Raw genomic sequence first — 23,367 nt, forward strand, 5'->3', positions numbered from 1 at the left:
TGCATTTTCGCGCATTCAGATGCATGAGCGAGCAAGATCACCCCAACCCGCACCGCTCCACCACGAACTCCGCAACCGCCTCGGCATCGTTCAGGTCCAGCACCGGCACCGGACAGCCGGGAACCACGCCGTCGCTGGCGACCGCGACGATGGTGGGATCGTCGGGGGCGATCAGCGCCTTGTCCACCTCGGCCCGCCAGACCTCGATCTTCTCGTGCCGGTCGCGCTTGAATCCCTCGACCAGCAGCAGGTCCACCGGAGCCACCTTGGTCACCAGCTGCTCCAGAGTCAGCTCCGGCTCGCCGTCGCGCAGTTCGTGCATCAGCGCCCAGCGGCGGGGGGAACTGACCAGCACCTCCGTGGCGCCGGCCAAGCGATGGTTGTGGCTGTCCTTGCCGGGATGGTCGATGTCGAAGCCCTTATGGGCATGCTTGACCGTCGACACACGCAACCCCCGCGCCGTCAGCGCCGGGATCAGCCGCACCATAAGCGAGGTCTTGCCGCTGCCGCTCCAGCCGGTCAGCCCGAAGATTTTCATGTCGGAAACTTTCAACCGGCGCTGCGGGCGGAACGGGCGGTGCCGGGCTTCGCCGGCTGTTCCGCCATCATGTGGGTCAGCCCGGCGCGCATGTAATCCCACCCGGTGTAGAAGGTCAGCGCCGCGGCGATCCACAGCCCGACCGTACCGATGAAGGTCACCGGCAGTTCCGCCGGACCATAATCGCCGACGATCAGGAAACCCAGCGCGATCATCTGGATCGTCGTCTTCCATTTCGCCAGCCAGGTCACCGGCACGCCGACATGCAGCCCGGCCAGATACTCGCGCAGCCCCGACACCAGCACCTCGCGCAGCAGGATCACCACCGCCGGCAGGATCGACAGGCCGGTCAGCCGGTGGAACCCCGCCAGCATGATGAGGGTCGCCGCCACCAGCAGCTTGTCGGCGATGGGGTCCAGGAACTTGCCGATCACGCTTTCCTGCGCCCAGGCCCGCGCCAGATAGCCGTCGAACCAGTCGGTGATGCAGGCGGCGGCATAGAGCGAGCACGCGGTATAGGCCGCCCAGGCTTCCGGCACATAGAACAGCCCGACCACCAGCGGGATCACCGCGATTCGCGACAGGGTCAGCAGGTTGGGCAGGCTGGTCAGCATGACGGAAAACTCGAACCGCTGGAGGATGTCGCCGCACGGCACCCGTGAGAGAGCCGGCTGATTTGTTGTGCCCGCATTCTAACCATCGGGATGGAAGTGATCGTATATCTTTTTCGCAACGGCGCGATTGATCCCTTCCACCTCCTCCAGATCGGCCAGCCCGGCGCGCGCCACCGCCGCCCCGCTGCCGAAATGATGCAGCAGGGCCTTCTTGCGGGCGGGCCCGATGCCGGCGATCTCGTCGATCGGCGATTTGCCGATGGCCTTGGTCCGCTTGGCCCGGTGGGTGCCGATGGCGAAGCGGTGGGCCTCGTCGCGAAGCCGCTGCAGGAAATACAGCACCGGGTCGCGCGGCTCCATCTGGAAGGGCGGACGGTTCTCCATGAAGAAATGCTCGCGCCCGGCGTCGCGGTCCGGCCCCTTGGCGATGCCGACCAGCGTCACGTCGTCGATGCCCAGCTCCGCGAACACCTCCAGCGCCACGTTCAGCTGTCCCAGACCGCCGTCGATCAGCACCAGATCGGGCCATGTCCCCAGGGTGCGCTCCGGATCCTCCTTGACCGCCCGGCCGAATCGGCGGGTCAGCACCTCGCGCATCATGGCGAAGTCGTCGCCGGCCGCCCCCTGCTCGCGGATGTTGAACTTGCGGTAGGCGTTCTTGATGAAGCCCTCCGGCCCGGCGACGATCATCGCGCCGATGGCGTGCGCCCCCTGGATGTGGGAGTTGTCGTAGACCTCGACCCGCTCCGGCGGCGCGTCCATGCCGAACGCAGAGGCCACCCCGTCCAGCAGCCGCGCCTGGCTGGAGCTTTCGGCCAGCCGGCGCCCATGCGCCTCGCGCGCATTGGTCAGGGCATGTTCGACGATCCGCCGCTTCTCGCCGCGTTTCGGCTCGGCCAGCTCCACCCTGTGCCCGGCGCGCACGGCCAGCGCCTCGCTCAGCAGGTCCAGCTCCGGCAGGGCGTGGCTGACCAGCACCAGCGGCGGCGCCGCCTTGTTCTCGTAGAACTGGGCAATGAAAGCGGCCAGCACCTCCTCGGTCTCCGCCGCCTTGTCGTGGCTGGGGAAATAGGCGCGGTTGCCATAGTTGCGTCCGCCGCGGAAGAAGAAGACCTGGATGCAGGTCACCCCGCCCTCGGCATAGGCGGCGATGACGTCGGCATCCTCCACCACGCCCTCGACATTGATGTCCTGGTGGGCCTGGATCGCGGTCAGCGCACGGATACGGTCGCGGTAGCGCGCCGCCGTCTCGAAATCCATCGCGTCGGAAGCGGCCATCATCCGGTCGGCGAACTCCGTCTGGATGTCGCGGCTCTTGCCCGACAGAAAGGCGCGGGCCTGACCAACCTGTGCCTGATACTCCGCCGGGCTGACGCGGCCGACACAGGGCGCGGTGCAGCGCTTGATCTGGTATTGCAGGCAGGGCCGGGTGCGGGAGGCGAACACCGTATCGGCGCAGTTGCGCAGCAGGAAGGCGCGCTGCAGCGCCGTGATCGTCCGGTTCACCGCACCGGCCGACGCGAAGGGGCCGAAGTAATCGGCATCGCGCCCGCGCGCGCCGCGGTGCTTGGTCAGCTGCGGATAGTCGTGATCCCTCGTGATCATGATGTGCGGAAAGGTCTTGTCGTCCCGCAACAGCACGTTGTAACGCGGCATCAGCTTCTTGATCAGGTTCGATTCGAGAAGCAGCGCCTCCACCTCGGTGTGGGTGTTGACGAACTCCATCGTCTCGGTCTCCGCGACCATGCGCTGGAGCCTGACCGGCAGCTTTCCGACCTGGGTGTAGTTGGTCACCCGGCGCTTCAGGTTGCGCGCCTTGCCGACATACAGGACCGCCCCGTCTCCCGCCAGCATGCGGTAGACGCCCGGCGTCTGGGGCAGGGTCTTCAGATGCTCACGAATGATCTCGACACCCCGGTTGATGTCGGCCGGCTGCCGCTTCGGACGCGCGGCAACGCCCTCACCGCCCGAGGCATCGGTGTCGGAAGAGGAAACCAGGGGCTCTGAGGAATGCGTTTCGGACATGACCAGAATGTCGTCGAGGCGCCGTCGCGGGTCAACCGTTGGGCACGCGAAGGACGCATGCGGAACGACTCACCCCTCCTGAAGAATATCCACGAAACCTGTGGATAAGTTTGTCGATAACGACGGGGGTAGCCCGTCCGGAGCTAGGCGCCACAACGGGTCGCATGCTTCCGCCCATTTTTTAGGCATTTTCGTTAAGCCATTGATTTCCTTAGGTCAGGCTCGAGTCAAGGCTGGGAATTGACGCGCCGACACAAAATTGTCGCGGGTGTGCAGGCGCCTCTTGCGCGGGGTGGGGCACCTGTGTAAAACGCGCGGTCATTTTCGCCGCACCGCACCCGCCCCACCGGCCGCAAGGCTCCGAACCGGTGCGCCCGTCCCTGTTCAAGGATTGTAATCCGCCGCTATTCGTTGGGCACGAAGCCATGCGCCGGCTGCGCCCATCCCAGATGTTCCCCACCGTCCAGCGCGATCATCTGGCCGGTCATCGCCGGGGCGGCGATCAGGAAGCGGATGGCGGCGCAGACCTCCTCCGGCGTGGTGCCGCGATGCAGCGGGGTCGAGTCCCACTGGGCGGCGAACTCCTCTTCCGTCTGACGGTCGTTGCGCAGGGTGGGACCGGGTCCGATGCCGTTGACGCGGATGCGCGGGGCCAGCGCCAGCGCCATCGTGCGGGTCAGCGCCCACAGCCCCATCTTCGACAGGGTATAGGACACGAAGTGCGGCGTCGGATTCCAAACGCGCTGGTCGATGATGTTGACGATCAGCCCGCGCTCCCCCTCCGGCAACCGCGACGCGAAATCCTGCGACAGCACGAAGGGCGCCCGCAGGTTCGCCTCCATATGCGCATCCCACGATTCGCGGGTGACGTCGGCCATCTCGTCGCGTTCGAAGCGGGAGGCGTTGTTGACCAGCAGGGTCAGCGGACCGAGCCGCTCCGTCACCGCCGGCACCAGCGTCTTCACCTCCGCCTCGCGGTCCAGATCGGCGGCGAAGGCCATGGCACGACCACCCGCCCGCTCGATCTCGGCGACGACGGCATCGGCCTCCCCACGGGAACTTCGGTAATGGACGGCGACGTCCCACCCCTGCCCCGCCAGATCGAGCGCGATGGCCCGCCCGATGCGCTTGCCGGCCCCGGTCACCAGAGCCGTTTTCCTCTTGATCTCGACCATGGCGCCATAGGTACCTTGCCACCGCCGCGGGTCAAGGGGTGAGACGGCCCAAAGCCGGGCCGATGCCGAAGTTGGCGGCGAAGTTGGCGGCGAAGTTGGTGGAAGGGGTAAGCCGGCGATGTTGCGCGAAGCCTTCGAATATCTGACCACGCCCTGCCCGCCGCTGGCCCGCCGTTTCGGCTATCTGTCGGAGATGGTGGCCCTGGGGGCCCGCCACCGCCGGCAGAGGCGGACCTGGGCGCCGCATGTCGCGGCCTGTCACCGCTTCATCGATCAGGCGATGCAGCGGGTGGAACCGGGCGGACGGGCTTTGGTGGCCGGCTCCGGGTTGCTGATCGAAATTCCGCTGGAAACGCTGACCGCCCGCTTCGACGAGGTGGTCCTGGCGGACGTGCTGCACAGCCGAACCGTCCGCCGCCGCGCGGCGGCCCTGCCCAATGTCCGCCTTGTCGAAATGGATGTCAGCGGCGCCCTGGCGCCGCTTGCCGCCGCGCTGGACACCGGCGGCCGCCTGCCCACCGATTTCGAGCCGCCGATTCCCGATGGCGGCCCGTTCCGCTTTGCCGTGTCCTGCAACCTGCTGTCCCAACTGCCGCTGCTGCCGCTGGAAGCGGTGGAACGCCGCGCCCCGGCGACCACGGAGGCGGAGCGGACGGCCTTCGCCCTGCGCATGGTCCATGGCCATCTCTGCTGGCTGTCCGCCATCGCCGAACGCGCGGCCCTGTTCACCGACATCGACGCCTCGTGGATGCATGGCGGCACGGTGACGGAGGTGGAGGATTCGACCTGGGGCCTGGCCCTTCCCGCCCCCGACATGTCCTGGCTTTGGGACATCGCCCCGGCGCCGGAGCAGGACCGGCGGCAGGACCTGCGCCACAGCGTCGGCGGCTGGTTCGACGTGCGGACGGTGACGAGTGTCCTTCCACCCTGTTGAGGGAACCGAGACCTCGACACAGCAGACGGGAGAGCGCCCATGGCCGCCAATGACCGCAACCGCAGCAGCGATGACCGCCCCAGGGACGAGCGCAACATCGGCAACGCCACCGGCCCCAGCGACAGCGGCGGCATCGACGAGCGCAAGATACCGCTGGACATCCCCCGGACGGTCGATCATCCCGACGTGGACGAACGGATCGAAGGCTTCCAGCGCATCATCGGACCCGGCGCCGGCGGTCCCATCGACCAGCCCGACGAGGACTTCGGCATTCCGGGCAGCGAGGAGGCCGGCGGACTCGGCACCGGTCCCCTGCCGCCGCGACAGCCCGACCATCCTCAGGGCCAGACCACCAGGGGAACCGAACCGGGATCATCGGACCGTATCGTCTCCGACCGCAACGTCGCGGTCGATGGGGCGCGGGACCGCAAGTAATCGGTACGGCGAACTATTGCCGGAGTAGCCACGGACCATGGCGGCCGACAATAGTTCGCAACTCCGTTTATTGATAAAGCTGATACGGAAACGGTCGGGCGGCATTGCGCGGACTGCGCTTCTTGGGACAGTGGTTCTGCCCTATCTTGGGTCTCACAAGGCGAACGAATGCCTCATGCCAACCCAAGGGAGTGGACGTCTCTCACCTCACGTGGAGATTCCCAAAGCCATGAACAGCAATTTCAACGAAGTCCGCGATCCCCGTTCCTACGACGAGATCATGCTGGCCGCCCGCCAGATGCGCGCCGACCACCTGCGCGACCTGTTCGGCAAGCTGCGCGCCAACCTGTTCGGCGCCCGTGCCGGCCACGGCACCGCGCTGCCGAGCGTTCGCTGACGGCAGACGGGCCTCCGCCGACCGGCGAGGCTCCAGCCAGATAAGGAAACGGCACCGTGCATTGCTGCGCGGTGCCGTTTTCGCATTCGGGAACTCTCCAGCCCGCTCGCTATCCGCGTTCCGACCCCGGTGCGCCGGTGCACCACAGAAGCCCCAACACCAGACCCTTGCAGCGCGGCAGCAGGATCAGCGTCAGCAGCAGGGTCAGCGCCGGCCAGATGGCCAGATGCAACCAGGTCGGCGGCTCATAGGTCTGTTCGACGAACAGCAGGGCGGGGATGACGATGTGGCCGACGATCAGGATGGTCATCCAGGGCGGCGCATCGTCGGCGCGCAGATGGCCATAAGCCTCCCCACAGGCCGAGCAATGGTCCACCGGCTTCAGGAAGTTCCGCAGCAGCCGGCCGCGCCCGCAATTGGGACAGCAGCCGATCAAGCCTCGGAAAGAGGCTAGAAACTTCGACGGAGCCGCTTCGGTTCCTGCGATCATGGCCACTCCTTCCGTGTTGCCCACAATATAGGCTCTTGCCCGCCAAACCACACCCCCGATTGCGGGCAGGTCCGGCATGCGGAGTCGGGATCGCGGCGACCGTCCGGATTTTCGTGCCGTCCTTATCCCGTCCGTCACCCCGTGCTATGAAGTGTGCGGCCAGTTTGCCGCTACGGAGAAGACATGGGAGAGGACCCGATGGATCGGACGCCGGATGAAACAATGGAACATCTCCCGGATTCTGTTTCATAGCGTTTCAAATGTTCAACTCCAGCCTCCCCAACCCTGCTGCCGAGTTGACGGCGGCGACCGCGCGGTCTAGGGGAAGACCTTTGCGTTCCGGAGACCCAGCCATGCCCGTCACCCGCCTGTTGTGCGCCGCCGCGGCCCTCGCCGCCTTCGTCGGTCCGTTCGCCGCCCCGGTTTCGGCGATGGCGCAGACCAAGACCGTCGCCATCACCGCCATCGTCCAGCACCCGGCGCTCGACGCGACGCGCGATGGCGTGGTGGAGGCGTTGAAGGACGCCGGCTATGTCCAGGGCCAGAACCTGAAGGTCGAATACCAGAGCGCGCAGGGCAACCCGGCCACCGCCGCGCAGATCGCCCGCCAGTTCGCCGGCTCCCGCCCCGACGTGATCGTGCCGATCTCCACCCCGTCGGCCCAGGCGGTGGCGGCGGCGACCCGCGACATTCCGGTGGTCTTCACCGCGGTGACCGATCCGGTGTCGGCCCAGCTGGTGAAGTCGATGGACAAGCCCGGCGCCAACATCACCGGCCTGTCCGACATGGCCCCGGTTGGTGAGCATGTCGCCCTGATCCGCGAGATCCTGCCGCAGGCCAAGCGCATCGGCGTCCTCTACAACCCGGGTGAGCCGAACTCCATCGTGCTGGTCAAGGCGCTGAAGGACGAGGCCGCCAAGGCCGGCCTGACCGTGGTCGAGGCCTCCGTGCCGAAGTCCTCGGACGCCCAGCAGGCGGTGCGCAGCCTCGTCGGCAAGGCCGATGCCGTCTACATCCCGCTCGACAACACCGTCGTCTCGGCGCTGGAAAGCGTGATCGCCGTCGGCCAGCAGGCCAAGCTGCCGATCTTCTCCGCCGACACCGACAGCGTCGCCCGCGGCACCGTCGCCTCGATCGGCTTCGACTATCTCCAGGTCGGCAAGCAGACCGGCGCCATCGTCGCCCGCGTCCTGAAGGGCGAGAAGCCGGGCGACATCCCGGTGTCGCTCGCCAAGGGCACCGACCTGTTCGTCAACCCGAAGTCCGCCGCCGCCATGGGCGTCACCCTGCCCGACGCGGTGGTGAAGCGCGCGACGAAGGTGGTCGGACAGTAAGTGGCGGTTGGGGAAAGGCACTTTGCCCCCTCCCTAACCCTCCCCCACCTTCGGTGGGAGAGGGAACTGCCGCAGAACGCCGACAAGAGTCCAATCCCCTCTCCCGCGCAAGCGGGGGAGGGATAGGGAGGGGGCAATACACTCTCTCCTCCAAGCCTCCTTCAAAAGCACCGCAATGACCGAAATCGCCCTCTTCGGCGCCATCGAGATCGGCCTCGTCTATGCGCTGGTCGCCATCGGCGTCTATCTGTCCTTCCGCATCCTGGACTTCCCCGACCTGACGGTGGACGGAAGCTTTCCGCTGGGGGCGGCCGTCTGCGCGGTGCTCTTGATCGCCGGCGTCAACCCCTGGCTCGCCAGTCTCGCCGCCGCGCTGGCCGGGGCGGCGGCCGGGCTGGTGACGGCGACGCTGAACGTGCGCTTCAAGATCCTGCATCTTCTCGCCAGCATCCTGACGATGATCGCCCTGTTCTCCGTCAATTTGCGGGTCATGGGGCGGCCGAACGTGGCTCTGCTGATGCAGGACACGGTGCTGACGCCCTTCTATGGCCTCGGGATCCCGGACCATATCGTCCGCCCGCTGGTGGTCGGCGTCATCGTCGCGGTCGTCGTGCTGCTGCTCGCCCGCTTCCTGTCCAGCGAGTTCGGACTGGCGATGCGGGCGACCGGCGTCAATGCGCGGATGGCGCGGGCGCAGGGCGTCGACACCGACGCCCATGTCTATGCCGGCATCGCCCTGTCCAACGCCCTGACCGGTCTTGCCGGCGCCCTGTTCGCCCAGACCAACGGCTTCGCCGACGTGACGACCGGCATCGGCACCATCGTGGTCGGCCTCGCCGCCGTGATCGTCGGCGAGACGGTGCTGCCTGCCCGCGCCCTGGCTCTGGCCCTGGTCGGCTGCGTCGCCGGCTCGATCCTCTACCGCCTCGCGGTGCAGTTGGCACTGTCGGCCGATTCCATCGGCTTGCAGGCTTCCGACCTCAATCTGGTGACCGCGGTTCTGGTCGCCGTCGCCCTGATCCTGCCGCGCCTGAGGGCCAAGGCCTCCCGTAGCGTTTCCCGCAGCCCGAGTGCCGCAAAATGATCGTCGTCGAGGATATCCACGTCACCTTCGGCCGCGGCACGCCGCTGGAAAAGCACGCGCTGCGCGGCGTCGACCTGACCATCCCGGAGGGCGAGTTCGTCACCGTCATCGGCTCCAACGGCGCCGGGAAATCCACCTTCCTCGGCTCGCTGGCCGGCGATGTGCTGGCGGAGCAGGGGCGCATCTCCATCGACGGCACCGACGTCACCCGCTGGGACACGCCGCGCCGGGCCGGGCTGGTCGCCCGCGTCTTCCAGGACCCCATGGCCGGCAGCTGCGCCGCCCTGACCATCGAGGAGAACATGGCGCTGGCCGCCGCCCGCGGACGCCGCCGCGGCCTTGGGCTGGCGCTGGGCAGCGACCGCCGCAGGAACTTCCGCGACCGCATCGCGGCGCTGGGGCTCGGGCTGGAGAACCGGCTGCACGACCGCATGGGCCTGCTGTCCGGCGGGCAGCGTCAGGCGGTCAGCCTGCTGATGGCGACGCTGGCCGGCTCCAAGATCCTGCTGCTGGACGAGCACACCGCTGCGCTCGACCCCGCCACCGCCGATTTCGTGCTGGATCTGACCCGGCGCATCGTCCGCGACAACCGCCTGACCACGCTGATGGTCACCCATTCGATGCGGCAGGCGCTGGACTATGGCGACCGCACGCTGATGCTGCATGAGGGGCGCGTCGTCCTCGACGTGGCGGGGGAGGAACGCGCCGGCCTGGACGTGCCGCACCTGCTCGCCCTGTTCGCCAGGCAGCGCGGCGGGGTGGAAATCAGCGACGACAGCCTTCTGATCGGCTAGGCGCTCGCCGTCCTCGCCTCGGCCTGCGCCACGTGCTCGTCCTCGCGATCCGCCTCGAACAGCGACTGAAGCTCCGCCGCGGCATCGCGGGAGGTCTGGATCAGCTTGGTCTCGTCATTGTGGACGGCGTGCTGACGGATCAGGGTGCGTTCGTCATGGGCTCGGAAGGTGTCGAGCGTCCGCGTGACCTCCCCCTCCGCCATGCCCATCTGGCGCAGCACGTCGCCGGTCAGGCGGATGCTGCTGTCGAAGGTCTCGCGCACGATGTGGCTGACGCCACGGTCCATCAGATGGTGGACATGGCGGCGGTTGCGGGCGCGGGCGAAGATGGTCAGGTTGGGGAAATGCCGGGTCGCCATCTCCACCACCCGCAGCGACTGCTCCATGTCGTCCAGTGCCACCACCAGGACCTTGGCCTTCTCCGCACCGGCGGCGCGGAGCAACTCGACCCGCGTCGGGTCGCCGTAATAGGCCTTGCTGCCGAACTTGCGGACGAAATCGACCTGGGCCGCACTGCTCTCCAGCGCGGTGAAGGCGATGCCACGCATCCGCAGCACGCGGCCGACCACCTGCCCCACCCGGCCGAAGCCGCAGATGATGACGGGCGGGTTGTCGTCGGGCGGGTTGTCGAAAGGACGCTTGGGCTTCGCCGACATCAGGCGCGGCGCAAACCAGCGCTCCTCCGCCGCGAACAGGAACGGCGTCGCCAGCATCGACAGGGTGACCACCAGCATCGCCGCAGACGCCTGTTCGCCGGCCATCACACCGCCGCCGACGGCCAGCCCGAACAGCACGAAACCGAACTCGCCGCCCTGGCTCAGCACCGTCGCCATCCGCGTCGCTCCTGCCCACGGCACCCCGGCGATGCGGGCGAGAACAAGCATCACCAGCGCCTTCACCACCAGCAACGCCAGGGCAAGGCCGAGGAAGCGGACGGGATGCGCCATCAGCGTCGGCACATCGGCCCCCATGCCGACCGACACGAAGAACAGCCCGAGCAGCAAACCCTCGAAAGGTTCGATATCCGCCTGCACCTCGTGCCGGTATTCCGAATCCGACAGCAGGACGCCGGCCATGAAGGCGCCCAGCGACATCGACAGCCCGGCCTCCTGAATCAGCACGGCGGTGCCGATGACGATCAGCAGGGCGGTGGCGGTAAAGATTTCGGGCGCGCCGGCCCGGTCGACCGCGTGGAAGATCGGCCGCAGTAGGTAACGTCCGCCGATCAGCACCACGACAACGGCGACCGCCGCCTTGGCGACGGACAGCCACGCGCCGTCGGCCTGGGGAACGCTGCCGGTGCCCAGAAGCGGCAGCAATGCTACTGCAGGGATGATTGCGAGGTCCTGGAACAGCAGGACGGAAAAGGCATTGCGCCCGGATTGATTGGCGAGCAGCCCGCGCTCCGCCATCATCGGCAGCGCCATGGCGGTGGAGGACAGGGCGAAGCCGAAGCCCAGAACCACCGCCGTCGGCCAAGCGAGTCCCAGCCCCCAGCCGCACAGCGCGGTGATCGCGGCGCCGGTGACCGCGACCTGCGCACCGCCCAATCCCAGCACCGATTTCCGCATGACCCAAAGACGGGCGGGCCTCAGCTCCAGCCCGATCAGGAACAGCAGCATGACGACGCCGAGTTCCGAGGCGTGGGCGATCGCCCCCACATTGGTGACCAGCCCAAGCCCGGCCGGACCCACCGCCAGCCCGGCGGCCAGATAGCCGAGCGGCGCGCCGAACCCGAACCTTTTTGCCACCGGCACGGCGACCACCATCGCCGCCAGCAGCACAACCAACGTCACAAGCTCCGCCATCTTCCCCGCCGCTCGACTGTCGCAGGGGCACTATGGCGCGATTTCAATGGACAAGACCAGACGCTTAACCGTCAGCCCGGCCATACACTTTGATATTATTGCTCATTCGGCCGGAGACGCAACGCGCGACCTGTTCGACGGCGAATTGCCAGCCGCCCAGCGGGTCAGCAGCAGGATGCCGACGACCACCCCGACATAGGCGATCAGCTGCGCCTCCGTCGGGCGGTCGGTGTAGCCGACCAGCACATGCAGCGCCTGCCCGAACAGGCTCTTGTCGCGCAGCACGCCCGAGCTGTCCCACAGCACCGTGCCGCCCGCGTTCAGGATGCCGCTCTGCGCCAGGAAATTGACCGCCGTCGCGGCCATGCCGGCGGCCAGCAGGGTCAGCAGCCATGTGGTGGTGGCGAACAGGTGCCGCGTCGGGATTTGCAGCAGGCCGACATAGAGCAGGACCGAAACCAGCGCCCCCAGCGCCATGCCGCCCAGCCCGCCGGTGGCCACGGTGGCGATGCCGCCCTCTTCCGACGCCAGGATGCCGGTCAGGAACAGCACGACCTCCGACCCTTCGCGCAGGACGGCGACGCCGATGACGACAGCCAGCGCCGCCAGCGACTTCTCCCCGCTCTGCACCGCATGGCCGACCGCCTTCATGTCGCGCGCCAGTTCGCGGCCATGCTGCGCCATCCAGGCATTGTGCCAAGCCAGCATGACGACGGCGATCAGCAGGACGGTGGCGTTGAACATCTCCTGCCCGGTATCGGCGAACAGCGAGCTGATGCCGTCGGCGAAGGCGGCGACGATGCAGGACCCGACGATGCCGCCGACGATGCCCAACGAAATCCACCGGCCGCGGCCGGGCACTCCCTGCGTCGCGGCCAGCACGATGCCGACGATGAGGCCCGCTTCGAGGACCTCGCGAAAGACGATGATCAGACTGGCGAGCATGGTCGTCTCCGGTACTGGGCGGTCTTCTGGGACAGCGTCACTCGGCGATCACGACGCCTTGCGCCGTCGCTTCGTGGAATTCGCCGAAGAAGGGATAACGCCCCGGCTTCAGCGGACCGACCATGACCTTGATCTGCTTGCGGCCGCCGACGATCTTCTCGACCTTCATCTCGCCGCTTTCGAACTCTTCCGATGTGGCGTCCTGGTTGTCGACCAGCAGGGTCACCCGCTTGTTCGCCGGAATCCTGACCTCCGCCGGCTCGAACTTGTGATCCTTGATGACGATCGTCACCGTGTCGGCAGCCTGCGCCGGGACGGCATGGATCAGGGCGGCACCGGACAAGGCGATGCCGAAGGCGGCGGAAAGCAGAGAGACACGACGCATTCGCGGAAAACCCCAGGGGCTGGTGGGCCATTGCTTCTGAAAATCATTCTCACTCAAGCCCCCCGGGGTCAAATGAAAAGGCACCCGCAGGCTCCGCAACGCACCTGCGACGGAATCGCGCACCCGCCGGAGTCCCGACGATTCGAAAGCCTCTCCGCACCCTGAATCCCTGCCCCGCTATTCCTGCTCGGACGAGCCGGGGAACTGCTCCAGCCCGTCGGTGATTTCATAGTAGTCGGCCTTGTCGGCCACATAGCCATGGCGGAGCGTCGTCAGCCCGGTCGGCTGGTCCAGGCTGCCCGCCGCGATTTCGATCTCGGTCTTGCCGTCGCCCTTCCAGAACAGGGACGACCCGCAGCGCCCGCAGAACCCCCGCTCCGCGATGGCGGAGGAACGGTACCAGGACAGCGTTTCATCGGCGTCGAAGATGACGGTATCGCGTGGAACCGTGACATAGGCGCCGATGTGGCCGTGAAAGCGGAGGCACTGGCCGCAATGGCAGGTCACGACCCCGTCCGGCCGTTCCGCCAGCAGGAAGCGCACGCCGCCGCACAGGCAACCGCCGGCCAGCGCCCGCTCCCGCCCCGTCATCCCTTCGGACATTCCACCACATCTCCCGTGCTGGTCCGCCGCTCGACACCATCGTCGCCGATGTCGTAATAGGCGCCCTTGTGGTCGACGAAGATATGGCGATCCACCCGCAGCCCCGACGCATCATCCAGGCTTCCGGCGGTCACCGTGATCCGGCGCTCCGCACCGGCCTGTTCCAGCGCCTCCCAGAACAGCCCGGCACCGCAACGCGAGCAGAAGCCGCGCCGTGCCCGCTCGGAGGAGGCATACCACGTCAGTGTCGAGTCGGTGAGCAGACGCAGCGCCGCACGGGGCAGGCCGGTGTAGGCGCCGACATGGCTGTGCTGGCGCCTGCACTGGGAACAATGGCAGAAGGAGATCGGCTCCGGCCGGGTGTCGATGGCATAGCGCACGCCGCCACACAGACAGCCGCCGGTCCAGACCCGCTCCCCCTCCCCGCTTGCCTTCACGTCGCCCATCGCTCAGCCCCGCCAGAACGGCTTTTCGGCCTCATAGTCCGCGTCGGCACGGGAAATGCCGATGTCGGACAGCAGATGGTCGGGCAAAGCTTCCAGCGCGCGGCGCTGCCGGCGGCGTTCGTTCCAGGTCGCAAGGCGGTCGAACAGCGCCACCACGTGCCCGCCCAACCCAGCGCCGGCCTTGACCGGCTTGCGGACGAACAGTTCTGCGCTGGAGATCGGTGAGTGCATTCCCTTTGCCATGATCCGTTTCCCTCCGGTGAATGGGGAGCGGGGCGTTGGCCTCGCCGCTCCGATTGTCAGATCGCTTGTGGAACTGAGGATGGTACAGAGACCGCTTGCCGACAAACGACGCTTTCTCATAGAATCGATTAGCTCAGCTAATCCGAATCCAGCCGCCGGTCCGTCCCCACCATGTCCCGCCGCCTGCCCCCGCTGAACGCGCTTCGCGCATTCGAAGCCGCCGCACGCCATCTTTCCTTCACAAAAGCCGCGGATGAGCTGCATGTGACGCAGGCCGCCGTCAGCCACCAGATCAAGGCGCTGGAGGAGTGGCTCGGATTACCGCTGTTTCGCCGAATGAACAGGGCGCTGGCACTGACCGAGGCCGGGCAGAGCTACCTGCCGCCGGTGCGCGAGGCGATGGACACATTGTCCCAAGCGACCGACCGCCTGATCCGCGCCGACAGCAGCGGCACGCTGACCATTTCCACCATGCCCAGCTTCGCGTCGAAATGGCTGGTGCCGAGGCTGGTGCGTTTTCAAAAGCGTCATCCGGAGATGGATGTGCGGGTCCACAGCACGTCACAGGTGGTGGACTTCGCCCGCCACGACGTCGATCTGGCAATCCGCTTCGGCAATGGCCTGTGGCCGGATTTGCGGGTCGAACGGCTGCTGACCGAGGACATCTTCCCGGTCGGCCATCCGTCGCTGCTGTCCGGCGACCGGCCGCTGGTCAATCCGGAGGATCTGCGGCACCACACGTTGCTGCACGACGACTACAACATCTCCTGGGCGGTGTGGTGCCGGGCAGCAGGGATCGAGGGGGTGGACACCGACCGCGGCCTGCGATTCGACGATTCCTCCTTCACGCTGCAGGCGGCGATCAACGGTCATGGCATCGCGCTGGCCCGCGGCGTGCTGGTGGCCGACGACATCGCCGCCGGACGGCTGGTCCGCCTGTTCGAGGTGCGGCTGCCGGGAAGCCTCGCCTACTATGTGGTGGCGCCGCAGCATTACTTTTCCCGGCCCAAGGTGAAGGCCTTCCACGACTGGTTGTTCGAAGAGGCGGGGGCGGTCTGAAAAGCGCCGAATTGAGCGGCTTGCGGGCGTAACGGACCGCTCCTATAGTCCGCGCCCATGAGCGCGAACCCGTCCCCCGACACGGTCTTCCCGCACCGCCATCTCCTCGGAATCGAGGGGCTGCGGGCCGGCGAGATCACCCAGATCCTCGACCTTGCCGATGGCTATGTCGAGCAGAACCGCCGCCCCGTGAAGAAGTCCAACCTGTTGGATGGCCGCACGCAGGTGAACCTGTTCTTCGAGAACTCCACCCGCACCCGCACCAGCTTCGAGCTGGCCGGAAAGCGGCTGGGGGCCGACGTCATCAACATGTCGACCGACAGCAGTTCGGTGAAGAAGGGCGAGACCCTGATCGACACGGCGATGACGCTGAACGCCATGCACCTGGACGCGCTGGTGGTGCGCCACGCCGATTCGGGCGCGGTGAAGCTGCTGGCCGACAAGGTCAACTGCTCCGTCATCAACGCCGGCGACGGCCACCACGAACACCCGACCCAGGCCCTGCTGGACGCGCTGGCAATCCGCCGCCGCCTCGGCCGGCTGGATGGGCTGATCGTGGCGATCTGCGGCGACATCCTGCACAGCCGCGTCGCGCGCTCCAACATCCACCTGCTGAACGCCATGGGCGCGCGGGTGCGCTGCGTCGCGCCGCCGACCCTGCTGCCGTCGCAGATCGAACGGCTGGGCGTCGAGGTCCATCATTCGATGAAGACCGGCCTGCGCGACGCCGACGTGGTGATGATGCTGCGCCTGCAGACCGAGCGGATGAGCGGCCAGTATGTCCCCTCCACCCGCGAATACTTCTACTTCTACGGCCTCGATTACGAGAAGCTGGAGGTGGCGAAGCCCGACGCGGTCATCATGCATCCCGGTCCGATGAACCGTGGCGTCGAGATCGACTCCGAGGTCGCCGACGACCTCAAGCGCTCGATGATCCTCGATCAGGTGGAGCTTGGCGTCGCCGTGCGCATGGCCGTGCTCGACCTGCTGACCCGTGAACGCCGCCAGTCCGACCTTGCGGGAGCCGTCTGATGAGTGCCCCGACGAACCCCCGTATCGTCTACCGCAACGCCCGCCTGCTCGACCCGGCGACGGGCCTGGACCAGCGCGGCGACCTGCTGATCGACGGCGAGACCATCGCCGATTTCGGCCCCGGCCTGTTCAACGACTCCACGCCCGAGGGTGCGGAGGTCATCGACCTCGCCGGCCGATGCCTCGCCCCCGGCCTCGTCGACATGCGCGTGCTGATCGGCGAACCCGGCGAGGAAGAGAAGGACACCATCAAGAGCGCGTCCCGCGCCGCGGCGGCCGGCGGCATCACCGCCATGGCGCTGCTGCCCAACACCGACCCGGTGCTGGACGAGGTCGCCGGGCTGGAGTTCATCGCGCGCCGCGCCCGCGAGGTGAAGCTGGTCAAGGTCTTCGCCTACGGCTCCGCCACCCGCGGCACCGAAGGAAACGAGATCACCGAGATGGGCCTGCTGGGTCAGGCCGGTGCGGTCGCCTTCACCGACGGCACCAAGGCCATTGCCAGCGCCAAGACGATGCGCCGGGCGCTCAGCTACGCCAAGACCTTCGGCAAGCTGATCGTCCAGCATCCGGAAGAGCCGTCGCTGGCATCCGGCGGCATGATGAATTCGGGCGAGATCGCCACCCGCCTCGGCCTCGTCGGCATCCCGCGTGAAGCCGAGATCATCATGATCGAGCGCGACCTGCGGCTGGCCGAACTGACCGGCGGGCGCCTGCATTTCGCCCACATCAGCACCGGTGAATCGGTCGACCTGATCCGCCGCGCCAAGGCGCGCGGGCTGAAGGTGACCTGTGACACGGCTCCGCATTACTTCTCCCTGACCGAGACCGACGTCGGCGACTACCGCACCTATGCCAAGGTCTCCCCGCCGCTGCGCGGCGAGATGGACCGGCGCGCCATTGTCGAGGGTTTGGCCGACGGCACCATCGACGCCATCGCCTCCGACCATGTGCCGCAGGATCAGGACCAGAAGCGACTGCCCTTCGCCCAGGCCGCCCCCGGCGTCGTCGGGCTGGAGACGCTTTTCCCGCTGACTCTGGAATTGGTGCACAAGGGCAAGATGCCGCTGCTGAAGGCGCTGGCCTGCGTCACCGCCAACCCGGCGGCGATCCTTGAACTGCCGCTCGGCCGCATCGTCAAGGGCGGGCCGGCCGATCTGGTCGTCTTCGATCCCGATGTACCGTGGCAGATCGACGTCAGCCGCTTCAAGTCGAAGTCGAAGAACTCGCCTTTTGAAAACCGCCCGGTCCAGGGCCGGCCGCTGCGCACCATCGTCGACGGCCGCACCGTCTGGCGGACGGAGGACTGATCCGGTGCCGATCCTCCTGTTCGCCGCCCTGCTGGGCTACCTGCTGGGCTCGATCCCCTTCGGGCTGGTGCTGACCCGGATGGCCGGTCTGGGCGACATCCGCCAGATCGGCTCCGGCAATATCGGCGCCACCAACGTGCTGCGCACCGGCAACAAACCGCTGGCGCTGGCAACCCTGCTGCTCGACAGCGGCAAAGGCGCCATCGCCGCGTTGCTGGCGCAGTGGCTGGCCGGACCGGAAGCGGCGGTGCTGGCCGCCGGCGGCGCCATGCTGGGGCACAGCTTCCCGGTCTGGCTCGGCTTCAAGGGCGGCAAGGGCGTCGCGACTGCGCTGGGCGTTCTGCTGGCGGTGTCCTGGCCGGTCGGGCTGCTGGCCTGCCTGACCTGGCTGGTGATGGCGGCGCTGTTCCGCATCTCCTCGCTGTCGGCGCTGACGGCGCTGGGCATCAGCCCGCTGACCGGCTGGTATTTCGGCGGGCCGCTGGTCGGCGGCCTCTGCCTGTTCATCGCGGCGCTGGTCTTCATCCGCCACGAGACGAACATCCGTCGCCTGTTGAAAGGCGAGGAGCCGAAGATCGGATCGGGCAAGAAGAAGGCTGCCTGAGCGGTCCGAATCGAAGAAACAGATCGAACGGGCGGCGGGGAGGCGACTCCCCGCCCATTTCGTTTGCAGCCCTCTGATTCCGTTGGCATTCCGCCGCCCTTGCTCCTGCCCCTGCCATCCCGTTTCATCCACCCGGGGAAAGACAACCGGGGCGGCCATGCGCTATGCTGCACGGCAATCCGGGGCACGAACAAGCAACCCGGCAGGTGAGCCGGCGGCTGGCGCCGGCGGACAACGAGACGCTGAGGGAACCGAGAATGGACACTCCGCTGTGGAGCCCGAGTGAGGAGCGCATCGCGCAGGCCAACCTGACCGCTTTCCGCGAGGCGGCGAATGCGCGATTCGGACTGCGGCTGGACGATTACGACGCGCTCTACAACTGGTCGATCGCGGAGAAGGAGCGGTTCTGGCGCTTCCTGTGGGAGTGGGCCGGGCTGACCGGCGACCTCGGCAGCGTCGATCTGCTGGACGGCGACAAGATGCCGGGCGCCCGCTGGTTCCCCGAAGCCCGTCTCAGCTATGCCGAGAACCTGCTGGCCGGCGCACCGGACGACAACGCCGTCATCTTCTGGGGCGAGGACAAGGTCAAGTACCGCTGGAGCGGGGCGGAACTGAAGGCCACCGTCTCCCGTCTGCAGCAGGCGCTGAAGGCCAAGGGCGTCGGCAAGGGCGACCGCGTCGCCGCCATCATGCCGAACATGCCGGAAACGCTGGCGGCGATGATCGCCACCACCAGCCTGGGCGCGGTCTGGTCCTCCTGCTCGCCCGACTTCGGCATCCAGGGCATCACCGACCGCTTCGGCCAGATCGAGCCGAAGGTGGTCTTCGCCCCCGACGCCTACTGGTACAACGGCAAGAGCCACGACGTCCGTGCCAAGGTGGCGGAGGTGCTGAAGGACCTGCCGACCGTCGTCGCCACCGTCATCGTCCCCTATGTCGACAAGGCACCCGACCTGTCGATGATCCCCGGCGCCGTCGGTTTCCAAGACTTCATGGCGCCCCACTCGGCGGTCGAGCCGACCTTCGAGCGCGTCGCCTTCGACCATCCGCTGTTCATCCTCTATTCGTCCGGCACCACCGGAAAGCCGAAATGCATCGTCCACGGCACCGGCGGCACCATCCTTCAGCATGTGAAGGAGCACCGGCTGCATTGCGACCTGAAGCCCGGCGACCGTCTGTTCTACTTCACCACCTGCGGCTGGATGATGTGGAACTGGCTGGTGACCGGGCTGGCCAGCGGCACGACGCTGGTCCTCTATGACGGGTCGCCCTTCGCCCCCACCGGCAACATCCTGTTCGACTATGCCGATGCGGAGCAGGTGACCCTGTTCGGCACCTCGGCCAAATTCATCCAGTCGCTGGAGAAGTCGGGGCTGGAGCCGATGAAGACGCACTCGCTCGCAAGCGTACGCGCCCTGGCCTCCACCGGCTCGCCGCTGATGCCGGAGAACTTCGAGTTCGTCTATCGCTCGATCAAGCAGGACATCCACCTCGCCTCGATCAGCGGCGGCACCGACATCATGTCCTGTTTCGTGCTGGGCAACCCGATCTCCCCGGTTTGGAAGGGCGAGATCCAGACGCGCGGCCTCGGCATGGCGGTGGAGGCGTTCGACGACAACGGCCACGCCGTGCGCGGCGAGAAGGGCGAACTGGTCTGCACCCGTCCCTTCCCCAGCATGCCCATTGGTTTCTGGGCCGATCCGGACGGGTCGAAGTACCGTTCCGCCTATTTCGACCGTTTTCCCAATGTTTGGGTCCATGGCGACTTCATCGAGCAGACCGAGCATGGCGGCTGGGTGATCTACGGCCGTTCGGATGCGGTGCTGAACCCCGGCGGCGTGCGCATCGGCACGGCGGAGATCTACCGCCAGGTCGAACAGCTGCCGGAAATCATGGAGGCGGTCTGCATCGGCCAGGAATGGGACGGCGACGTGCGCGTCGTGCTGTTCGTCGTCCTGCGCGAGGGGCTGAAGCTGGACGAGGCGCTGGCCGCCACCATCCGCAAGCGGATCAAGGACAACTGCTCCCCCCGCCATGTCCCGGCGAAGATCGTCCAGGTCACCGACATCCCGCGCACCCGCTCCGGCAAGATCACCGAACTGGCGGTGCGCGACGCCGTCCACGGCCGTCCGATCAAGAACACCGAGGCGCTGTCCAATCCGCAGGCGCTCGACGAGTTCCGCGAACGGACGGAACTGAGCGGGGCGTGAGGTGGCGCCGCCGCTGTTCCTCGACCTGGACGGCGTGCTTGCCGATTTCGACCGCGGCGTGGTCGCGGTCACCGGCAAGCGGCCGGAACAGCTGCCGATGAAGGAGATGTGGCAGGCCCTGTCCCGCCACTCCGACTTTTTCGGCACGCTGGACTTCATGCACGACGCGCAGGAGCTTTGGAATTTCTGCGCGCCGCATCGGCCGACCATCCTGACCGGCCTGCCCTTGGGCAGCTGGGCACCCGACCAGAAGAAGCGCTGGGTCGCCCGCATGCTGGGGGCCGAGGTGCCGGTCATCACCTGCATGGCTCGCGACAAGGCGCGCTACGCCAGTCCCGGGGCCATCCTGGTCGATGACCGCGAGAAGGCCCGCGATCCGTGGGAGGCGGCCGGCGGACGCTTCATCCTCCACCGCGATGCGGCGGAGAGCATCGCCGAACTGGCGAGGCTGGGATTCTGAACGTGACAAGGGGCGGCACCCGTGTGCCGCCCCCCCGTTTCGCCGAACCCGTTTACTCGGCAGCCGCGGCCCTGGTCTCGCGGCTGGTCTTCCACAGCGACACCACCACGCCGCCGCCGATCAGGGCGAAGGTGACGCCCAGCGCGATCAGCGGGTCGGGCTTGCCGAAGAATTGCGTGTAGAAGATCTTGCCGCCGATGAACACCAGGACCAATGCCAGCGCGTATTTCAGGTAACGGAATCGGTGGACCATCGCAGCCAGGGCAAAGTACAGCGCACGCAGGCCCAGGATGGCGAAGATGTTGCTGGTGTAGACCAGATACGGGTCGGTGGTGATGGCGAAGATCGCCGGCACGCTGTCGACCGCGAAGACCAGATCGGCCAGTTCCACCATGATCAATGCCAGCAGCAGCGGCGTGGCCGTCCAGCGCATCACGCCGCTGTCGCCCACCGGCTGTTTGACGATGAAGTGATGGCCGTGGAAGCGGTCGGTGACGCGGATGTGGCGCTTCAGGAACCGCAGCGCGGCATTCTCGCCGATGTCGGTCTCATCATCCTTCGCGAACAGCATCTTGATGCCGGTCAGCAGCAGGAAAGCGCCGAAGACATAGAGGATCCAGTGGAATTCGGACACCAGAGCGGCACCGGCGCCGATCATCAGGCCACGCAGCACGATGACGCCCAGGATGCCCCAGAACAGCACACGATGCTGCAGTTCGCGGGGCACGGCGAAATAGCTGAAGATCAGCGATATGACGAAGACATTGTCCAGCGACAGGCTCTTTTCGACAAAGAAGCCCGTGTAGTACTGCAACCCGGCCTCGCCACCCATCGACCACCAGACCCAGCCGCCGAACAGCATGGCGACCGCGATGTAGAAGGCGGAGAGCTTCAGGCTTTCACCGACGCCGATGACATGGTCGCGTCGGTTGAGAACGCCCAAGTCCAAAACCAGAAGCGTCAGGACGATCCCAACGAAGACGAGCCAAATCCAAACCGGTTTTCCCAGAAATTCCAGGAAAATCGTTGCAAACAAACCATCCATCGCAAAACCCACTTGATGACGCTGCGTGAGCGGTGAGATCAAGCGGTTCCGACATCACGACCGACGCCTCGGCCGTCAGAGGGGCCCGGACCCGAACTTTCTCGCAGATGGTGTCGCCCCGCCGCAGGTCAAGATGGCGGCAAGCAGCGACGAGGCGGCGAAAGCAAAAACACCGCACGGCGTCTTCCGCTGGCCTTTGCGAGTCGCACCGCCGGCAGCGTCGGCATGCCGGCCGCACTGCGGAAAACTGCGGCGGTATGGGTGGGAACGGCACCGGGACTCGGCGCTTGATGCAATGCCGCCACAGATAGCCAAGAAATGACCGGCAAGAAAAACACCGATGGTTGCCCAATCTGTGTTCGCTCTTGTGCGGATGGTGCCGTTCTGCCAATAACTCCGAAAAACCGAAACCAAACCGAACAAATGGAGTTTTGCATGAACCAGGCCGAGCTGATCGAAACCGTCGCCACCAACGCCGGCATCAAGAAGGCCGACGCGGCCAAGGTCGTTCAGGCTGTGTTCGAGGGCATCTCCGGCGCGCTGGGCCGCGGCGAAGATGTGCGGCTGGCCGGTTTCGGCATCTTCGAGGTGGCCGAGCGCGCCGCCCGTGAAGGCCGCAACCCGCGCACCGGCGAAGTCGTGGCGATCGCCGCCTCCAAGGCTCCGAAGTTCAAGCCGGCCAAGCAGCTGCGCGATCTGGTGAACGGCTGATCCGCCCGCAACCACGTCCCAGGGGGAGCGCAGCAATGTCCATCGATCAAACCGAACTGCAATCGCTGACCGCCAAGGTCGTCGCCGCCTATGTCGGCAACAACTCGGTGCCGGTTCAGGATCTGCCCACGCTGATCAACAGCGTCCAGGTGGCATTCCGCAATCTGGGCGACGACAAGCCGGCCCCTGCCAAGGCCGAACTGATTCCCGCGGTCGCGATCAAGAAGTCGGTCACGCCGGAATTCATCGTCTGCCTGGAAGACGGGAAGAAGCTGAAGATGCTGAAGCGGCATCTGAAGACCGTCTATGACATGACGCCGGATGAATATCGCGCCAAGTGGGGCCTGCCGCCGGAATACCCGATGGTCGCCCCGAATTACGCCAAGGCGCGTTCGGAAATGGCGACCAAGCTCGGGCTTGGCCGCAAGCGTGCGGCGGCCGAATAACGGCTTACGCCCTCGGCTGTCCAGAAAGGCGCGTCCCTGGGGGCGCGCCTTTTTCTTTGTCCGCGCGCTGCCGACGGTCCGTACAAGGAACCTTCACGCGGGCTACCCCGTTCCTGTTTGATGGCCTATGACCAATGTTCAGGTAGCGAAGCGCCTCGGCCTTCCCATCTAGGGTTCCGGTAGGGTTCATGGGCCGTAGACGGTCCTATCACTTTCCTCGCCGCAGAGGCACAGTCGCCTCCC

The 23,367-nt window shown here is 66.8% G+C and carries 26 protein-coding genes; 14 read left to right on the forward strand and 12 right to left on the reverse strand.

Annotated features, from left to right (window positions below):
- Positions 1-37 precede the first annotated feature (37 nt).
- From mobB to FZ029_RS13080, 4 genes are all read right to left on the reverse strand, one after another.
- Positions 38-538: a molybdopterin-guanine dinucleotide biosynthesis protein B gene (gene mobB / locus FZ029_RS13065; RefSeq protein WP_149269624.1), complete on the reverse strand. Its 501-nt coding sequence runs from the start codon at positions 536-538 to the stop codon at positions 38-40.
- 11 nt (positions 539-549) lie between these two features.
- Entirely contained in the window at positions 550-1,152 is a 603-nt protein-coding gene (gene pgsA, locus FZ029_RS13070; RefSeq protein WP_149196925.1) for a CDP-diacylglycerol--glycerol-3-phosphate 3-phosphatidyltransferase, read from the reverse strand.
- Positions 1,153-1,230: 78 nt separating this feature from the next.
- Positions 1,231-3,150 (reverse strand): excinuclease ABC subunit UvrC, encoded by a 1,920-nt coding sequence (gene uvrC, locus FZ029_RS13075; RefSeq protein WP_348771130.1) that lies wholly within the window; start codon positions 3,148-3,150, stop codon positions 1,231-1,233.
- A gap of 431 nt (positions 3,151-3,581) precedes the next feature.
- Positions 3,582-4,352, reverse strand: coding sequence for an SDR family oxidoreductase (locus FZ029_RS13080; protein WP_085089474.1), 771 nt, complete (start codon positions 4,350-4,352; stop codon positions 3,582-3,584).
- A 118-nt stretch (positions 4,353-4,470) separates the two neighbouring features.
- Between FZ029_RS13080 and FZ029_RS13085 the strand changes: the two genes are divergently transcribed.
- The 3 genes from FZ029_RS13085 (at position 4,471) to FZ029_RS32995 (ending at position 6,118) form a co-directional block, all read left to right on the forward strand.
- A complete protein-coding gene (locus FZ029_RS13085; RefSeq protein WP_149196923.1) occupies positions 4,471-5,286 on the forward strand; it encodes a hypothetical protein in 816 nt (271 codons plus the stop codon).
- Between the two features lie 39 nt (positions 5,287-5,325).
- Entirely contained in the window at positions 5,326-5,721 is a 396-nt protein-coding gene (locus FZ029_RS13090; protein ID WP_149269626.1) for a hypothetical protein, read from the forward strand.
- 229 nt (positions 5,722-5,950) lie between these two features.
- Positions 5,951-6,118, forward strand: coding sequence for a hypothetical protein (locus tag FZ029_RS32995; protein ID WP_188051924.1), 168 nt, complete (start codon positions 5,951-5,953; stop codon positions 6,116-6,118).
- A gap of 109 nt (positions 6,119-6,227) precedes the next feature.
- Here the strand turns inward: FZ029_RS32995 and FZ029_RS13095 are convergent, their stop codons facing one another.
- Positions 6,228-6,608 (reverse strand): DUF983 domain-containing protein, encoded by a 381-nt coding sequence (locus FZ029_RS13095; RefSeq protein ID WP_149269627.1) that lies wholly within the window; start codon positions 6,606-6,608, stop codon positions 6,228-6,230.
- A gap of 353 nt (positions 6,609-6,961) precedes the next feature.
- Here FZ029_RS13095 and FZ029_RS13100 point away from each other — a divergent pair, with 353 nt between their 5' ends.
- From FZ029_RS13100 to FZ029_RS13110, 3 genes are all read left to right on the forward strand, one after another.
- Positions 6,962-7,942 (forward strand): ABC transporter substrate-binding protein, encoded by a 981-nt coding sequence (locus tag FZ029_RS13100; RefSeq protein WP_149269628.1) that lies wholly within the window; start codon positions 6,962-6,964, stop codon positions 7,940-7,942.
- Positions 7,943-8,117: 175 nt separating this feature from the next.
- Positions 8,118-9,026 carry an ABC transporter permease gene (locus FZ029_RS13105; protein WP_149269629.1) on the forward strand — a complete coding sequence of 303 codons (909 nt, stop codon included), beginning with the start codon at positions 8,118-8,120 and terminating at the stop codon, positions 9,024-9,026.
- Positions 9,023-9,820, forward strand: a complete 798-nt coding sequence (locus tag FZ029_RS13110) for an ABC transporter ATP-binding protein (RefSeq protein ID WP_149269630.1) — start codon at positions 9,023-9,025, stop codon at positions 9,818-9,820. Before FZ029_RS13105 ends, FZ029_RS13110 begins: the two co-directional genes overlap by 4 nt.
- Here FZ029_RS13110 and FZ029_RS13115 read toward each other — a convergent pair.
- The 6 genes from FZ029_RS13115 to FZ029_RS13140 form a co-directional block, all read right to left on the reverse strand.
- Positions 9,817-11,628, reverse strand: a complete 1,812-nt coding sequence (locus tag FZ029_RS13115; RefSeq protein ID WP_149269631.1) for a monovalent cation:proton antiporter-2 (CPA2) family protein — start codon at positions 11,626-11,628, stop codon at positions 9,817-9,819. The two genes, FZ029_RS13110 and FZ029_RS13115, sit on opposite strands and share 4 nt — an antisense overlap.
- Positions 11,629-11,730: 102 nt before the next feature.
- Positions 11,731-12,573 (reverse strand): FTR1 family protein, encoded by an 843-nt coding sequence (locus FZ029_RS13120; protein ID WP_149269632.1) that lies wholly within the window; start codon positions 12,571-12,573, stop codon positions 11,731-11,733.
- A 37-nt stretch (positions 12,574-12,610) separates the two neighbouring features.
- Complete coding sequence (locus FZ029_RS13125; protein WP_149196915.1) at positions 12,611-12,958, reverse strand: cupredoxin domain-containing protein; 348 nt, start codon at positions 12,956-12,958, stop codon at positions 12,611-12,613.
- Between the two features lie 177 nt (positions 12,959-13,135).
- Entirely contained in the window at positions 13,136-13,561 is a 426-nt protein-coding gene (locus FZ029_RS13130) for a GFA family protein (RefSeq protein ID WP_247892291.1), read from the reverse strand.
- Positions 13,546-14,007 (reverse strand): GFA family protein, encoded by a 462-nt coding sequence (locus FZ029_RS13135; RefSeq protein ID WP_149269633.1) that lies wholly within the window; start codon positions 14,005-14,007, stop codon positions 13,546-13,548. Before FZ029_RS13135 ends, FZ029_RS13130 begins: the two co-directional genes overlap by 16 nt.
- 3 nt (positions 14,008-14,010) lie before the next feature.
- Entirely contained in the window at positions 14,011-14,250 is a 240-nt protein-coding gene (locus FZ029_RS13140; RefSeq protein WP_149269634.1) for a DUF1127 domain-containing protein, read from the reverse strand.
- Positions 14,251-14,421: 171 nt separating this feature from the next.
- Between FZ029_RS13140 and FZ029_RS13145 the strand changes: the two genes are divergently transcribed.
- The 6 genes from FZ029_RS13145 (at position 14,422) to FZ029_RS13170 (ending at position 20,922) form a co-directional block, all read left to right on the forward strand.
- A complete protein-coding gene (locus FZ029_RS13145) occupies positions 14,422-15,309 on the forward strand; it encodes a transcriptional regulator GcvA (protein WP_149269635.1) in 888 nt (295 codons plus the stop codon).
- A gap of 57 nt (positions 15,310-15,366) precedes the next feature.
- On the forward strand, positions 15,367-16,341 hold the full coding sequence (locus FZ029_RS13150; RefSeq protein ID WP_085089487.1) for an aspartate carbamoyltransferase catalytic subunit: 975 nt from the start codon (positions 15,367-15,369) through the stop codon (positions 16,339-16,341).
- Positions 16,341-17,648 (forward strand): dihydroorotase, encoded by a 1,308-nt coding sequence (gene pyrC, locus FZ029_RS13155; protein ID WP_149269636.1) that lies wholly within the window; start codon positions 16,341-16,343, stop codon positions 17,646-17,648. The genes FZ029_RS13150 and pyrC overlap by 1 nt, the downstream gene beginning before the upstream one ends.
- Positions 17,649-17,652: 4 nt before the next feature.
- Positions 17,653-18,252, forward strand: coding sequence for a glycerol-3-phosphate 1-O-acyltransferase PlsY (gene plsY, locus FZ029_RS13160; RefSeq protein ID WP_149269637.1), 600 nt, complete (start codon positions 17,653-17,655; stop codon positions 18,250-18,252).
- 257 nt (positions 18,253-18,509) lie between these two features.
- On the forward strand, positions 18,510-20,462 hold the full coding sequence (locus tag FZ029_RS13165; protein WP_149269638.1) for an acetoacetate--CoA ligase: 1,953 nt from the start codon (positions 18,510-18,512) through the stop codon (positions 20,460-20,462).
- Between the two features lies 1 nt (position 20,463).
- Positions 20,464-20,922, forward strand: a complete 459-nt coding sequence (locus tag FZ029_RS13170; RefSeq protein WP_149269639.1) for a hypothetical protein — start codon at positions 20,464-20,466, stop codon at positions 20,920-20,922.
- A 52-nt stretch (positions 20,923-20,974) separates the two neighbouring features.
- Here FZ029_RS13170 and FZ029_RS13175 read toward each other — a convergent pair whose 3' ends face one another.
- Positions 20,975-21,967, reverse strand: coding sequence for a TerC family protein (locus tag FZ029_RS13175; protein ID WP_149196906.1), 993 nt, complete (start codon positions 21,965-21,967; stop codon positions 20,975-20,977).
- A 435-nt stretch (positions 21,968-22,402) separates the two neighbouring features.
- Between FZ029_RS13175 and FZ029_RS13180 the strand changes: the two genes are divergently transcribed.
- Both FZ029_RS13180 and FZ029_RS13185 read left to right on the forward strand, forming a co-directional pair.
- Positions 22,403-22,678 carry an HU family DNA-binding protein gene (locus FZ029_RS13180; RefSeq protein ID WP_012974184.1) on the forward strand — a complete coding sequence of 92 codons (276 nt, stop codon included), beginning with the start codon at positions 22,403-22,405 and terminating at the stop codon, positions 22,676-22,678.
- A gap of 35 nt (positions 22,679-22,713) precedes the next feature.
- The gene (locus FZ029_RS13185) at positions 22,714-23,124 is read left to right on the forward strand and encodes a MucR family transcriptional regulator (RefSeq protein WP_149269640.1); all 411 of its coding nucleotides are present in this window, start codon (positions 22,714-22,716) and stop codon (positions 23,122-23,124) included.
- Positions 23,125-23,367 lie beyond the last annotated feature (243 nt).

Origin of the sequence: Azospirillum sp. Sh1 (assembly GCF_008365135.1) — a bacterium.
GTDB classification, from domain to species: domain Bacteria; phylum Pseudomonadota; class Alphaproteobacteria; order Azospirillales; family Azospirillaceae; genus Azospirillum; species Azospirillum oryzae.